The sequence below is a fragment of the Stakelama portus genome, from assembly GCF_003171655.1.
GTDB classification, from domain to species: domain Bacteria; phylum Pseudomonadota; class Alphaproteobacteria; order Sphingomonadales; family Sphingomonadaceae; genus Sphingomonas; species Sphingomonas portus.
Genome location: NZ_QFZL01000003.1, coordinates 366326 through 379912, shown reverse-complemented (window position 1 = coordinate 379912; position 13587 = coordinate 366326). Strand labels below are relative to the sequence as shown.

At 65.4% G+C, this 13587-nt stretch carries 16 protein-coding genes; 6 read left to right on the top strand and 10 right to left on the bottom strand.

Features of this window, described 5'->3' with window-relative positions:
- Both fliE and DKB74_RS10390 read right to left on the bottom strand, forming a co-directional pair.
- Positions 1-354 (bottom strand): flagellar hook-basal body complex protein FliE, encoded by a 354-nt coding sequence (gene fliE, locus DKB74_RS10395; RefSeq protein WP_109808060.1) that lies wholly within the window; start codon positions 352-354, stop codon positions 1-3.
- Positions 351-1616: a sigma-54 interaction domain-containing protein gene (locus tag DKB74_RS10390; protein WP_109808059.1), complete on the bottom strand. Its 1266-nt coding sequence runs from the start codon at positions 1614-1616 to the stop codon at positions 351-353. The genes fliE and DKB74_RS10390 overlap by 4 nt, the downstream gene beginning before the upstream one ends.
- A gap of 238 nt (positions 1617-1854) precedes the next feature.
- Between DKB74_RS10390 and DKB74_RS10385 the strand changes: the two genes are divergently transcribed.
- Positions 1855-2994, top strand: coding sequence for a flagellin N-terminal helical domain-containing protein (locus tag DKB74_RS10385; RefSeq protein ID WP_109808058.1), 1140 nt, complete (start codon positions 1855-1857; stop codon positions 2992-2994).
- Between the two features lie 250 nt (positions 2995-3244).
- Positions 3245-4141: a retropepsin-like aspartic protease gene (locus tag DKB74_RS10380; protein ID WP_109808057.1), complete on the top strand. Its 897-nt coding sequence runs from the start codon at positions 3245-3247 to the stop codon at positions 4139-4141.
- A 12-nt stretch (positions 4142-4153) separates the two neighbouring features.
- Here DKB74_RS10380 and DKB74_RS10375 read toward each other — a convergent pair whose 3' ends face one another.
- The 8 genes from DKB74_RS10375 to DKB74_RS10340 all read right to left on the bottom strand — a co-directional run bounded on the left by DKB74_RS10375 (position 4154) and on the right by DKB74_RS10340 (position 10590).
- Positions 4154-4891, bottom strand: a complete 738-nt coding sequence (locus DKB74_RS10375; protein WP_239987463.1) for a sigma-70 family RNA polymerase sigma factor — start codon at positions 4889-4891, stop codon at positions 4154-4156.
- Positions 4892-4920: 29 nt separating this feature from the next.
- A complete protein-coding gene (gene flhA / locus DKB74_RS10370) occupies positions 4921-7005 on the bottom strand; it encodes a flagellar biosynthesis protein FlhA (RefSeq protein ID WP_193504418.1) in 2085 nt (694 codons plus the stop codon).
- A 4-nt stretch (positions 7006-7009) separates the two neighbouring features.
- Positions 7010-7924, bottom strand: a complete 915-nt coding sequence (locus DKB74_RS10365; protein ID WP_109808055.1) for a lysozyme family protein — start codon at positions 7922-7924, stop codon at positions 7010-7012.
- A 199-nt stretch (positions 7925-8123) separates the two neighbouring features.
- On the bottom strand, positions 8124-8435 hold the full coding sequence (locus DKB74_RS10360; RefSeq protein WP_109808054.1) for a flagellar protein FlgN: 312 nt from the start codon (positions 8433-8435) through the stop codon (positions 8124-8126).
- The gene (locus DKB74_RS10355) at positions 8422-8721 is read right to left on the bottom strand and encodes a flagellar biosynthesis anti-sigma factor FlgM (RefSeq protein WP_109808053.1); all 300 of its coding nucleotides are present in this window, start codon (positions 8719-8721) and stop codon (positions 8422-8424) included. Before DKB74_RS10355 ends, DKB74_RS10360 begins: the two co-directional genes overlap by 14 nt.
- Before the next feature lie 74 nt (positions 8722-8795).
- Positions 8796-9335 carry a flagella basal body P-ring formation protein FlgA gene (locus tag DKB74_RS10350; protein ID WP_239987462.1) on the bottom strand — a complete coding sequence of 180 codons (540 nt, stop codon included), beginning with the start codon at positions 9333-9335 and terminating at the stop codon, positions 8796-8798.
- A 35-nt stretch (positions 9336-9370) separates the two neighbouring features.
- Positions 9371-9922 (bottom strand): OmpA family protein, encoded by a 552-nt coding sequence (locus tag DKB74_RS10345; protein WP_109808052.1) that lies wholly within the window; start codon positions 9920-9922, stop codon positions 9371-9373.
- Complete coding sequence (locus DKB74_RS10340; RefSeq protein WP_109808279.1) at positions 9919-10590, bottom strand: motility protein A; 672 nt, start codon at positions 10588-10590, stop codon at positions 9919-9921. Before DKB74_RS10340 ends, DKB74_RS10345 begins: the two co-directional genes overlap by 4 nt.
- 211 nt (positions 10591-10801) lie before the next feature.
- Between DKB74_RS10340 and DKB74_RS10335 the strand changes: the two genes are divergently transcribed.
- From DKB74_RS10335 to DKB74_RS10320, 4 genes are read left to right on the top strand one after another with little or no spacing between them, the layout of a single operon-like run.
- Entirely contained in the window at positions 10802-11152 is a 351-nt protein-coding gene (locus tag DKB74_RS10335) for a flagellar basal body rod protein FlgB (protein ID WP_109808051.1), read from the top strand.
- 3 nt (positions 11153-11155) lie between these two features.
- Positions 11156-11569, top strand: coding sequence for a flagellar basal body rod protein FlgC (flgC, locus tag DKB74_RS10330; protein WP_109808050.1), 414 nt, complete (start codon positions 11156-11158; stop codon positions 11567-11569).
- Between the two features lie 2 nt (positions 11570-11571).
- Positions 11572-12261 carry a flagellar hook assembly protein FlgD gene (locus DKB74_RS10325; RefSeq protein ID WP_109808049.1) on the top strand — a complete coding sequence of 230 codons (690 nt, stop codon included), beginning with the start codon at positions 11572-11574 and terminating at the stop codon, positions 12259-12261.
- Positions 12262-12287: 26 nt separating this feature from the next.
- Positions 12288-13583, top strand: a complete 1296-nt coding sequence (locus DKB74_RS10320; protein WP_109808048.1) for a flagellar hook protein FlgE — start codon at positions 12288-12290, stop codon at positions 13581-13583.
- Positions 13584-13587: the final 4 nt, after the last annotated feature.

The following is a 13587-nucleotide window of genomic DNA, read 5'->3' as shown; positions in this document are numbered from 1 at the left end:
TTAGACCGGCATGCTCATAATGTCCTTGTAAGCGGACAGGAGTTTGTTGCGGACCTGCATCGTCGCTTCAAAGCCTACCGAGGCTTCCTGACGGGCCAGCATGACCTTGGCGATGTCGACGGTTTCGCCGCGCTCATAGGCGGCGGAAAGCTCGCCGGCGCGGGCCTGCGCATTGTTGACGTTGCGCACCGCGCCTTCGAACACGTCGGTAAAGCTGGCAGGGCCTTCGGCCTGTGCGGCGGGCGCGGCGGAGGTCGCCTGCTGCGCGCGCGACAGCGCCTGATTGCGTTCGACGATCTGCGCCCGCAGCGCCATGACGCGATCGACGCTCATCGGTCCGGTAACGCCGCTCATGCCGACACCCGGTGCGGCATGGCGTCGATATCCTCACCCTGTTCGCGCGCCTTGGCGAGGCGATAGCGCAGGGTGCGTTCGGAAATGCCGAGCCGTTTCGCGGTTTCGATCCGGCTGCCGTTGCAGGCGGCGAGCGTTTCGCGGATCGCCTGGAATTCGGACATCTGAACGATGTTCGACAGGCTGTCGTCGCTCGCGATCCGCGGCGCGGACGCGGCGGCGGGACGCCGGTCGAACAGGATATGTTCAGCGCGGATTTCATCGTCCATCGTCAGCAGCATCGCCCGCTGGATCACATTTTCCAGCTCGCGGACATTGCCCGGCCAGTCATGGTCGATCAGCGCGTCGATCGCGTCGTCGGCAAGCCAGGGCAGCTTGGCGCGGCCCGCGGCGTGGCGCAGCACCATCGCCGATGCGAGCGCCACCACGTCGCCCGGGCGTTCCGCCAGCGATTTGGTGGCAAGCGGAAACACCGACAGGCGATAATAAAGGTCGGCGCGGAACCGGCCCGCCTCGACTTCGTCCTGCAAGTCGCGGTTGGCGCAGGCGATCACGCGGACATCGACTTTTTCGGGCAGCGTGCCGCCGATCGGCACGACTTCGCGTTCCTGCAGCGCGCGCAGCAGCTTGGCCTGAAGCTGGATCGGCATTTCGGCGATTTCGTCGAGCAGCAGCGTGCCGCCCTCGGCCGCGCGGAAAAATCCCTGCCCCGCCGCCGAAGCGCCGGTAAAGGCGCCCTTGTGATGGCCGAACAGCATCGCTTCGAGCATGGTTTCGGGAAGCGCGGCGCAATTGACCGCGATGAACGGGCCGTCGCGGCGCGGCGAAGCCTGATGGATCGCCTTCGCCATCACTTCCTTGCCCGTGCCTGTGGGGCCGTTGATCAGGACCGTGACGTCCGACTGGGCAATGCGCTCGGCAAGTGCGAGCAGCGCCAGGCTTTCGGGGTCCGACGCAACCGGCGCGTTGGCGCCGCGCAACAGCGCGCTGGCAAAGCCGACACCGATCGCGTGGTTATCGGCGGTCCATCCGACGCGTGCGGGATTGCCGTCGTGAAAGGGTATCGCTTCGTTGCAATCCGATCCGACGATCAGCGTGCGCGCCGCGATCGGCGGCGTTTCGCCTTCGACGACCAGAAACAGGTCGCCCGCCGACGGCTTGTCGGCTTCGAAGGATTTGACGGTGAAGCCCTGCGCCCGCAGCGCGGACACCAGTGCGTATTTCTGTCGCAGCACCGCTGCGGACGGAAAAATCGATCCCATTGATCCCCCCTGTTCGGACCGACTTTTTGGGGGGTTAATGGTAAACAGGCCGTAAACCTTAAAATTATTTTCCGCATTTTTTCGCCGCAGTTTCCGGGCGCACCTACGCGCGCGCGCGCGAGGGCGAGGCGATTTTTTTGCTTAATCCCCTCCTCACCCTGCCGTTCCTCGGTGTGGCGGCTCGGGCTCCCGTGTTGGGGGGTGCAGTGAGGGGCGCCAGCTTTGAGGAGTATTGGACATGACAGTTATCGGAACCAATATTGCCAGTATCCGGGCGGCCAACGCTTCGAGCGGTGCGAACGCCACGATGCAGACGGCCATGGAGCGGCTGTCGACCGGCAAGCGTATCAACAGCTCCAAGGACGACGCGGCCGGCATGGCCATCGTTTCGTCGATGACGTCGTCGATCCGCGGCATGAGCCAGGCGGTCCGCAACGCCAATGACGGCATTTCGCTGGCACAGACGGCGGAAGGTACGCTGGGCGAAGTCAGCAACATGCTGCAGCGCATTCGCGAACTGGCGGTGCAGTCGGCTTCGGGCACCTATTCCGACGGCGACCGCACGAACCTTCAGGCGGAAGTCACGCAGCTTACCGCGCAGATCAAACAGTCGCTGGGCGATGCCGAATTCAACGGCGTGAAGCTGTTCGACACCGCCAAGGGCGGCAGCGGCGTCAGCCTGTCGATCCAGGTCGGTTCGAAGGCGTCGCAGACGGTGAACCTGTCGATCGGCAACCTCGACACGTCGAGCTTCGATCCGGTCGCTGGTGTCGAAGGCAAGGAAGCCGTCGCAGCGCAGGACGCCGTCGACGCCGTCGATGAGGAAAAGATGTCAGCCGACGGCACCTACACGGTGAAGGAAGGCGACGATTTCGTCGGCAAGACCTACACCGCCACGCAGGATGACGAAGACAGCGGCACGATCGGCGGCAGCTCGCCGACCGCTGGTCAGGAATATACGCTGGCTGCCGATGACGTTATCTATCTCACGGCGGACACCGTCACCACGACGGGTGTCGAAGCGAAGGCGGCCGTCGAAGCGCAGGAAGCAGTGGAAGCCGTCGCTGCGACGCCGGGCCTTGACGTTACGTCGGCTGCCAATGCCACTTCGGCGCTGGGCATCGTCGACACCTTCCTCACCAGCCTGAATACGGTTCGTGCCGGCATCGGCGCCGCACAGAGCCGTCTGGGTTCGGTGGTGACCAACCTGACCAACAACGTCACCAGCCTCACCGATGCGCGCAGCCGCATCGAGGATGCCGACTTCTCGGTCGAAACGGCGAACCTCGCCAAGGCTCAGATCCTGTCGCAGGCATCGACCGCGATGCTGGCCCAGGCCAATCAGAGCAAGCAATCGGTTCTGCAGCTCCTGCAGTAAGCGTGTGCCGGTCCGGGGGTGTCACCCCCCTGACAGGCACCTCCGGCCGGTCAACTCCCGCTTTCCGGGAGGCGCAACGGGCCCCGGCGGTCGAAAGACTGCCGGGGCTTTTGCGCGTCGACGCGCGCAAGAGTCGAGCGCCGTTCGACCGGCGTCATCGACTCGATTGACACATCGACTACAGTTGTAGTTATAGTGCGGGCGGCAACCGCGCGATGCCGTCGATCGCGCCCTTTCCGACAGGATATCCATGTCTCCCGCCGCATCCCTCAGCGCGGCTGTGCTGTTCTTCGCCGGTATCGCACCGGCAAGCGCACAGCCTGTTACCGAGCCTGCCGAAGCCGCCCGCTCCGATCTGCCCGTCACGGGCGAGATCACACTGTTTCAGTCGCCCGGTCGGGTCCTGGTGATGATGCGGGTGGGGGACGGCGATTTGCTGCCGATGGTGTTCGATACCGGGTCGGACGGCAACACGATCGACCTGTCGCTTGTCGATCGCCTGAAGCTTGAAAGGATCGGCGAGGTTCAGGAAGTCGACGGATCGACCGGCCATGTCCGCATCCTGCCCAGTGTCGCGCTGCGCGAACTGACGGTCGGCGGCCTTCCGGTCGGAAGCATCGATGCAGCCGCGGTCGAATATGACCGGAACGACGCGATGGGCATTTTCTCGTCGGAGACGTTCACCCAAAGCCTGCTCTATCTCGATCTGGCAAGCGGCCGCGCGGTGCTGACGGCACGCGATGCGGCAACCCGCCCCGCCGAGGCGCCGATCGATTATGTCGACGGGCTGCCCACCGTCCATATGGTCATGCCCGACGGCGGCACGATGGTGGCGCATTTCGACACCGGGTTCGACGGCGCGCTCAGCCTGCCGCTGTCGATGATCGACAAGGTGCCGCTGGAGCATCCCGCCCAAGTCGTCGGCCGGTTCCGCTCGATCAGCCAGGAAGGCGATGTCTATGGCGGCCGGATCAGGGGGACCGTGCGGATCGGTCCGGTCGTGCTCGAAAATCCCGAAGTCACCTTTCTCGGCGATATCGCCAATATCGGCCTGCCGATCCTGCGCAAGCTGACGCTGGTGATCGACGCCGAGGCGAACCGCAACTGGGTGCTGGCGCCGGGCTCGCTGCCTGAAGGGGACCAGTAAGGTCGGGCAAGCCTAACCCAGCCGCCGCGCCAGTCCCTTTTTGAGCCGGGCATGCGCTGCGCTCTTGATCTGACAGATTCGCGCGGCGCCAACGCCGATCACCTGTCCGATCTCCTCAAGGTTGAGTTCCTCGACATAATAAAGCTGGATCACCAGCTGCTCGCGCTCGGGCAGCTCGCCGATCGCCGCGATCAGCGCCTCGCGCTGGTCGGCCTCGGCCAGCTGGTCGAACGCGTCGGGCTCGTCGGACATGAACCAGGGCGCATCGTCCGAATAGACATCGTCGATCGAATCGAATCGCACTGCCTCTGCCGTCACATATTCGGTGCGCAGCTTTTCGACGCTCACCCCCAGCTTCGTCGCGACTTCCTCGTCGGTCGGCGTGCGATCCAGGCTGTCGGTCAATGTCGTGACCGCTTCGTTATAGGCGCGCCTGCGCCGCATCGCGCCGCGCGTCGTCGTCGCCTGGCGGCGCAATTCGTCGATCATCGCGCCGCGCAGCCGCGTGACGAGATATTGTTCGAAGGTTACCTGCCCGCGATCCTCGAACCCGCCGGCGGCCTCGACCAGCGCGACCAGCCCCACCTGAATCAGATCCTCGACTTCGACGAGCGCGCTCATCGTGCCGTGAACGTGCCAGGCAAGCCGCCGCACCAGCGGCAAATGCCGCTGCACGAGCAATTCGGTATCGCGCGCCGGCGAAGAGGTGCGCGAATAGGTAAGCGGAGACTGGGCCGGAACAGCCGACATTGCGGTGTCTTTCCTCTTGGATTGGGCGGTCATGCGGGCAGCGCTCCCGGTGCGCCGATCACGGCGACGACTTCGACGGGCTTGTCTTCGGGAACCTCGAAGAAACTCATCACCGGCGTGTCGGGCAGCGCGGTGCGGATCAGCTTGCGGATCGCGATGCGGATCGCCGGCTGCACCACCAGCGCGAACGGCTTGGCCTCTGCGACCAGCGGCCCGGCCGCCTGAGTCAGCGCGTCGACGATGCGGCGGCCAAGATCGGGTTCGATCGCATGGCGTCGCGACATATCGTTGCGCAGCGTCTGCCCCAGCAGCCCTTCGAGCTGCCCTTCGAGCGTCATCACCCGCAGCGGTTCGCGCACGCCGCACAGGCGCTGGATGATCAGCGGGCCCAGCTCGGGCCGGATCAGCTCGATGATTTCCTCGGCATCGAGCGTCCGCTGCGCGGCGACGGCAATTGCGGCGGCGATGCGGCGGAATTCCTTGAGCGGGATATTCTCGGCCAGCAGTCCGCGCAGCACTTGCGTCAGCGTGGTGAGCGGCACCGGATTGGGGCTGAGCGAGGCCACCAGCTGTGCCGACCGTTCCTTGAGCCCGTCGAGCAGCGACTGGACCTCGTCGGGGCCGAGCAGGTCGCTCGCGCTTTGCGACAGGCACTGGTTGAGATGCGTCGCCACCACCGTGCCGGGATCGACGACCAGATAGCCCGCGCCAGTGGCGGCATCGGCATCGCCCCGCGCAATCCACACCGCGTCCAGGCCGAAGGTCGGGTCCTTGACCGGCTTGCCGTCGAGATCGCCGACCGCCTGACCGGTATCGAGCGCCAGCATCTCGTCGGGCGAGACGCTGTCTTCGCCGATCACCACGCCGCCGACGACGATGCGATAGGTATAGGGGCCAAGGTTGATGTCGTCGCGGACCCGCACCTGCGGCACGACGAAGCCCAGTTCCTTGGAAAGCTGGCGGCGCACGCCGGTGATCCGCCCCATCAGCGGCCCCCCGCGACGCTCGTCGACCAGCGGCACCAGGCCATAGCCGATATCGAGCATCACCTGCATATTGTCGGTGACTTCTTCCCATCCGATCCGCGACAGATCCTTGGGTTCCTCCACCACAGCCTCGGGTTCGGGCGGGCGCTGGGCGTTTCGGTACAGGCGCCAGGCCGCATAGCCCGACCCGGCGGCAAGCGGCAGGATCACGAAATGCGGCATGCCCGGCATGACGCCCAACAGCGTCAGGATCGCCGAAACCGGCATCCAGGTGCGGTGGCTGCCGAACTGGCTGCCGATCTGGCCGGCAAGATCGTGGCTGGACGTAACACGCGTGACGATCGCGGCCGCCGCGATCGACAGCATCAGCGACGGCAGCTGCGCGACCAGCGCGTCGCCGATCGCAAGCAGGACATAGGTATGCGCGGCATCGCCCACCGCCATGCCGTGCGAAGCGACGCCCAGGATCAGGCCGCCGATGATGTTGACGCCCAGGATCAGCAGGCCCGCAATCGCGTCGCCCTTCACGAATTTCGACGAACCGTCCATCGCGCCATAGAAATCGGCTTCGGTCGCGACTTCGGCGCGGCGCGCGCGCGCTTCGTCGGGCGTGATCAGCCCGGCATTGAGATCGGCATCGATCGCCATCTGCTTGCCCGGCAACGCATCGAGCGTGAAGCGCGCCGACACTTCGGACACGCGGCCCGCGCCCTTGGTCACCACGATCATGTTGATGATGATCAGGATCGCGAAAACAAACAGGCCGACGATATAATCGCCGCCGATCAGGAAATCGCCGAACGCCTGGATGACCATGCCGGCGGCGGCTTCGCCTTCATGACCGTGGACCAGCACGACGCGCGTCGAAGCGACGTTGAGGCCAAGCCGGAACAGCGTGGCGAACAGCAGCACCGTCGGAAAGGACGAGAAATCGAGCGGCTTTTGCGCGTTCAGCGCCACCATCAGCACGGCAAGGCTGATCATGATGTTGGTGACGAAGAACAGGTCGAGCAGGAACGCCGGGATCGGCAGCACCATCAGCACGACCAGCGTCAATATAGCCAGCGGCAGCGCGAAATTGCGAAGCGAGGGCACCATGATACGCGGTGAAATACGCAAAGCTTGCATTCAGTCAGGCCCCCAGGCTCGCGAGCATCAGATAGGCGAGGTGCGCGGTCTCCGGCGTCGGACGCAGGGGATTGAGGCGCATTCCGGTGTTGAAAGTGCCGAACCCGGCATTGGGCGCGGCGGCATCGGCAAGGCCAGTATCGGCCGTGCCGCCGGCGATACCGAACCGGTCCATCGCCGCCTGGACCCAGGCGCTTTCGTCCGCGCCGGCGCCGTTGCCGTAGATCACGCTGCCGCCCCCGGCGAGCTGTTCGCCCGGCATGGCGAACGGCGCCGAAGCCACGCCGCTGCCACCCACGGCGGCGACGCCGCGATCGAGCTTGTCGGAAAAGCCGGAATAGATTTGCGCCAGCGTGCGCGGCTGGCCATCGGGCGCGTAGAAGATGTTGCGATTGGCGCGCGCGGCGGCCGGGAACATCGCCGCGCCCGACCGGTCGGGCGAAGCGTCCATCGCGGTCAGGAAATTGCGCGCTCCGCCCAGTCCCAGAAAATGCGCCATATAGAGATCGGTGCCGGTGACCGAGCGACCTAGCGACCCTTCGAGCGATTGCTTGTTATCGGCGGCGTGTTCGGCCGCCATCAGCGCGGCGGTCTGCGGATCGTTGCGCAGATCGAGGATGGCCTGGCGCGTCGCACCGTCGGCAACGATATAGCGCCCGCCCTGTGTCTGGCGGATGCTGTCCGCCGCCCAGCCGAGCCCATGCTCCTCGCCATGTTGCTTGACGACCGCCAGCCAGCTTTGTTCGATGAACTGATACAGGCCCGACGCGCTCGACGTCGGTGCACGCGCATCGGGGCGCATGCCGCTTTCGACCTGCGCCTGGCCGAGCAGATAGGTGAAGTCGACGCCGGTCCGGCAGCTCGCATTCGCGATCGCCGTCTGTACGTCCGTCCTGTTTCCGACCGAAGCGAGTTCCATCGACCCCTGATCCCAGTGTCTGGTTCAGGGACAAATCAGCAAGGACCGTGCCAGTTATTCGGAGTTCGGCGATTTTCTGAAACGGGCGATCCGCGAACCGCGCGGCAGAGCGCGCTTTGCTCCCGCACGCCGCAAGCATGCGACGAAAAAGCGCCTCGAAATGCTGAAAATTTCGGAGTTCTGCAGGAAAATCCGGCGCTCAGGCCGCGTAGGTCGCGCCGCGCCCATAAGCGGGGTTTGCCGCACCGGAAAGAATTTGCAGGCGGCGGCGAACATTTGCCGCCATCAGATTGACATAGATACGGCAGGTTTCGTTGAGGCGATGCGCCTCGCCCGCCAGATCGCGGATTTCCGCGTCCGCCGGTTCCCCATCGTGCCGCGCCGCCGCTTCGATACCGGCCAGCTTCGCCTTGGTGGCGGTCTCCAGCGCGGCAACGTCGCTCGCTTTCAGCGCAGCGATTTCGGCATGCAGCGCCTCGATCACGGCAATCAGTGCGTCACGCCTGTTCATTGGAATCCCAATTCATCTTGAGCGCCAGCAACCGATCCGCGATCGTCGACGGGACGAGCGGGAAATTCCCGCTTGCCACTGCACGGCGGATTTCGGCGACGCGTTCGGAATCGACCGGCGGCTTCGCGGCCATCGCCCGCGAAAGCAATGTCGCGGCAGGTGCCTCAGCGGCTTCGCTGTCGCGATTGGCGAGCTTGCGTGCCGCCGCAACGGGATCGGCAGGACCGACCGGCGCAGAGCGACGGTCGATTGCCGTTCCGTTTCTGATGCCGATGGGATCCACCATCTCCGCCGTTCCTCATCCAAAAAGATGTTCTCACAGCCATGAACGACAGGCTGCGTCACATCTTTAGCGAAAAATTATCGTGCCCATCCGGGCAACGTCGCGCGCCCGCTTTCCAGCGCCACGGCCTGGATCGGCGGCTTCCGCTCCTCCACGCGCACCAACAGCCGTTCGCCCGGACGCGCATCGCCCATCGCGATTCCATCGCGCGAGATCGAAAAGCTGCCGGTGCCGACTTCGATCGTGATCGGATCGCCGCGGCGAATGACGGGTTCGACCGGCGCGGGCGGTGTCGCCGCCGCAACCGCGCCGACCAACGCCGCCTCGGGCGCCTGGGGCAGCGCGTTGACCGGCACGAAGATGCGCCACACCGGCGTCATGCACCGCACCACCACGGCGTCCTGTGCATCGGTGCGCCAGCTGAGCTGCGGCGCGGCGCAGGCGGCAAGCCGCAGGCGGCTGTCAACCGCCGTGCGCGCGCCGCCCGGCTGGCCGATCGCGCTGCCGGTGAATTGCGCCACGATCGTGTCGAGCGTCTGGGTCGACTGAAAAGTCTGCGCGGCGGCGGGTGCCGCCATCAGCAGAGCCGGGGCCGAGAGCATCACAAGGCGGTGCATGGCCATCTCCTTCAAAAAAAGCATCGTCCGTTGTTTCAGCAAGTTGCGTGCCGGTTGCGCGCGGTGTCGCAATCTTCGGCCACCTTCCCGGCATATCCCAGCGTCGCGACCACCCGGCGACGCCCCTCGCCGGTCGCCACGGCGATCCGATTGGGCGCGACAGCGCCACTCCGCACCAGCAGCGCCGCAACCGCGCGGGCGCGATCGGCGGCCAGGATCGCCGCGCTGCCGGTCGCGGGATCGACATCGGCGGCGCTGCCATCGGTTTCTCCCGTCACAGTAAGGCGCGTGCGCGGGTCGCGCGCAGCTTCGCGTGCCCAGGCGACCAGCGCTCCGGTCTCGCGCGACACCGCCGAACCGGCCGGAAAACCCACCGCAGCAGCGATCGCCACCGGCATTTCGGTTTCCTGCACCGCCGGTCCATCGAATGCAGCGCGCATAGCGGCGGCCATCGCGCGATGGTCGAGCGACTGGTTGGCCTGGAGAAACACGAAAAAGCCGACGAGCAGCAGGCCAAGATCGGCAAGCGTCGTCAGCCAGACCGGGCGACCGGACGGCGCATCCTCATCGGCGATATCGGCTGTCATGCCGCGACTTCCCGGATCGTCATGCGGCGCGGCGGTTCGATCGCTGCGAGTTCTGCAAGCGGCGTCGTCAGCCGCGCGCGCTCGCGCATTTCCTGGCGTGCATGGCGGCGCAGCCGGTTGGCGATCGGCAAGGCAACCAGGCTGGCCAGCACCGCACCATAGAGCGTGGTGAGCAGCGCGACCGCCATCGCCCCGCCAATGGCATTGGGGTCGTTCATCGTCGTGAACATCTTCACCAGCCCCACCAGCGTGCCGATCATCCCCATTGCCGGCGCGGCTTCGGCGGCCCCGCTCCACAGGTCGGCGGCGGCGCGGTGGCGCTCGGCGCGCTCGGCGGCGCGTGTATCGAGCAGATCGCGGACATCGTCCGGGCCGGCCCCGTCGACGATCGCGGCCGCCGCCGCCGCGATATCGGCATCGGCGATCACTGCCTTGTCGAGTGCGATCACCCCGTGGCGGCGCACGATCCGCGCCAGCGCGCCGATCTGTGCCAGCCCCGGATCGGCACGGAATGCCCGGCGCGGCAATATGCGCAGCGCCGCAATCCCGCGCAGGAAATCGCGCACCGGCGTGCGCAGGATCATGGCGAGCAGCGTGCCCCCACCGACAATGGTCAGGGCAAGCGGATCGATAAAGGGCGCAAGCTGCGCGGCGACTGTCGTTTCCATGCCCGCAGGATTGCAAGCGTCGGGCCAAATGCCGCCTGCCCGCCCGCCGCCGCCGCCGCGCGCATCGGTGCGGCAGGGGCTTGCCGCCGCCCGGCAAAATCTTGCCGCCGCCTTGCCGGAAGGCCGGTTTTCCACCGCCGCGCCGCCGCTTCGCGCAAATTGGCACGCCCCTTGCTGGGATGCGTGCGAGTTTTTGTGCGGGAGAAGCACGATGGGAAATGACGGCCTTTTCGGTGTGCATGGAGCAGCACTGACCGTGCGTTCACAGCGCATGGGCGTGCTGGCGTCGAACATCGCCAATGCCTCGACCCCGGGATACAAGGCACGCGACATCGATTTCAGCGCGGCGATGCGCTCGATCGACGCGGGCGGCACCAGCGACGCGGCGATAGACCAGGCGACGCTCTATCGCGTGCCGCTGCAGCCTTCGCAGGACGGCAACACCGTCGAGCTGGCCACCGAACAGACCGCCTTCGCCGAAAATGCCGTCGCTTATCAGACGACGCTGTCGTTCCTGAACGGGCGGATCAGCACCATCACGCGCGCCTTGCGGGGAGAATAAGCCATGAACGGCCAGCCGCTTTCGATATTCCAGATTTCGGGCCGGGCGATGTCGGCGCAGCTCGTGCGCCTGAACACCACGGCATCGAATCTCGCCAATGCCGGCACCGTCGCTTCCAGCCCGGGCGAAGCCTATCGCCCGATCAAGCCGGTGTTCCGCACTCATTTCGACGATGCCGCCGCCGGCGTCGCGACCGTCGATGTCGAACAGGTCGTCACCGCCGGAACCGAACCCACCAAACGCTACGATCCCGGCAATCCCCTGGCCGATGCCGACGGCAATGTCTGGGAAAGCGGCGTCGATGAAAGCGCGGAGCTGATCGATATGATGGAAACTGCACGCAACTATCAGAACAATGTCGAAGTGCTTCAGACCGCCAAGGATCTGATCCTCAACACGATCAAGCTGGGCAGCTGATCATGGCGAGCGCATTCGACACCACCCTCTCTAACCTGGGCATCAGCCGCTATGGCGCGAACACCGCGCCGACCACGACGACGAAGAACAACGCGTCGATGGGACAGGATGATTTCCTGACGCTGATGACCGCGCAGCTGCGCAATCAGGATCCGTTCGAGCCGATGGACAACAACCAGATGGTTGCCCAGATGGCGCAATTCTCCAGCCTGTCGGGCATCACCGAAATGAACGCCACGCTGAGCGCGATCGCGCAAAAGCTGGGCGGGACGACGACGTCGGACCTGCTGTCCTGGGTCGGATCGACGGTGCTGGTGCAAGGCGACACTGCCTTTCCGCGCACCGACGGCACGCTGGGCGGAACGATCCTGCTCGGCGACGACGCCAGCAATGTCGAAGTCAAGATTTCCAACGCCGACGGCACCACGCTCAAGACCGTGTCGCTGGGCGCGCAGGAAGCCGGCACGCTCGATTTCGAATGGGACGGCAGCACCGACAGCGGCGAAGCGGCGGGCAACGGCCCCTTCACCATCGCGGTCAGCGCCCAGAATGCCGACGGCAAATCGGTTTCGGCACAGACTCTGGTCTGGGCGCCGGTCCAGTCGGTGTCGTTCGACAGCGACGGCAAGCCCGTCCTCAACCTTCCCGGCATCGGCCAGACGTCGCCCGACGACGTCGTCAAGGTCGGCTGAACCCGCCTTTCCAAGGAGCAGAATATATGTCCTTCTACACCTCGCTGAGCGGACTTCAGGCCGCGCAAACCAATATGGGGACGATCTCGCACAACCTTGCGAACGTCTCGACCAACGGCTTCAAGCGCTCGACCACGTTGTTTTCCGACGTGATCGCATCGACCGCCAGCTCGAATCCCAATCAGATCAGCGGATCGGGCACGGTCGTGAAATCGATCCGCCAGCAGTTCAGCGCGGGCGGATACACCCAGTCGACCTCCTCGCTCGACCTGGCGATCGCCGGCGACGGGTTCTTCGCGGTCAAATCGGCCGGCAACGACGTGATGTTCACGCGCAACGGCAGCTTCTCGGTCGACAGCGACCGCAATATCGTCGATTCGCAGGGCAACAAGCTGCAGGTCTATCCCGTCGACGGTTCGGGCACGGTCGTCGCGACCGGCCTCGATTCGACCATCGCGCTCAAGGTGCCGCAGACCAGCGGATCGCCGCAGGCGACCGAAAATGTCGCGCTGACGATGAACCTGTCGGCAAATTCGGCGATTCCGTCGGAAAGCGCCGCCTTCGACGCCGACAATCCCTATGCCTTCGATCGCTTCGATCCGGCGACCTATAACCAGTCGACCCAGACGACGATCTACGACGCCAACGGCAACGCACTGACGATGACGAATTATTTCGTCCGCCAGACCGCCGCGACCGGCGACGACGGCACCAGCAGCTGGAAAGTGTACAGCTTCGTCGGCGACCAGCAGCTCGATCCGGGCGCATCGGACGACGGCGCGATTTCGCTCGAATTCGACGCCAAGGGCAAGATGCTCGCGCCGACCGCCGCCACCACCTTCAGCGGGTTCACGCCGGCCGGGTCGACCAGCGAACAGCCGCTGACGCTCGATTTCGGTTCGTCCACCACTCAGCTGAGCGCCGCTTTCTCGGTCGATTCGCGCAGCCAGGACGGCAATGCCGTCGGCCAGTTCGAAGGCATCACCATCGGCGAAGACGGCACCGTCACTGCCAGCTTCTCCAACGGCGATACCCAGCCGCTGGGCAAGGTGGTGCTCGCCAATTTCACCAATCCGTCGGGCCTGCGCCAGCTGGGTGATTCGACCTGGGCCGCGACCGGGATTTCGGGCGAGGCACGGCTCGGCGAGCCGGGCGCCAACGGCTTCGGGTCGCTGATGTCGGGTGCGATCGAACAGTCGAACGTCGACATCACCGAAGAGCTGGTGAACCTGATTGCGGCGCAGCAGAATTTCCAGGCGAACGCCAAGGCGCTCGATACCGCCAATCAGATTTCGCAGACCATCTTCAACATCCGCGGCTGATGCA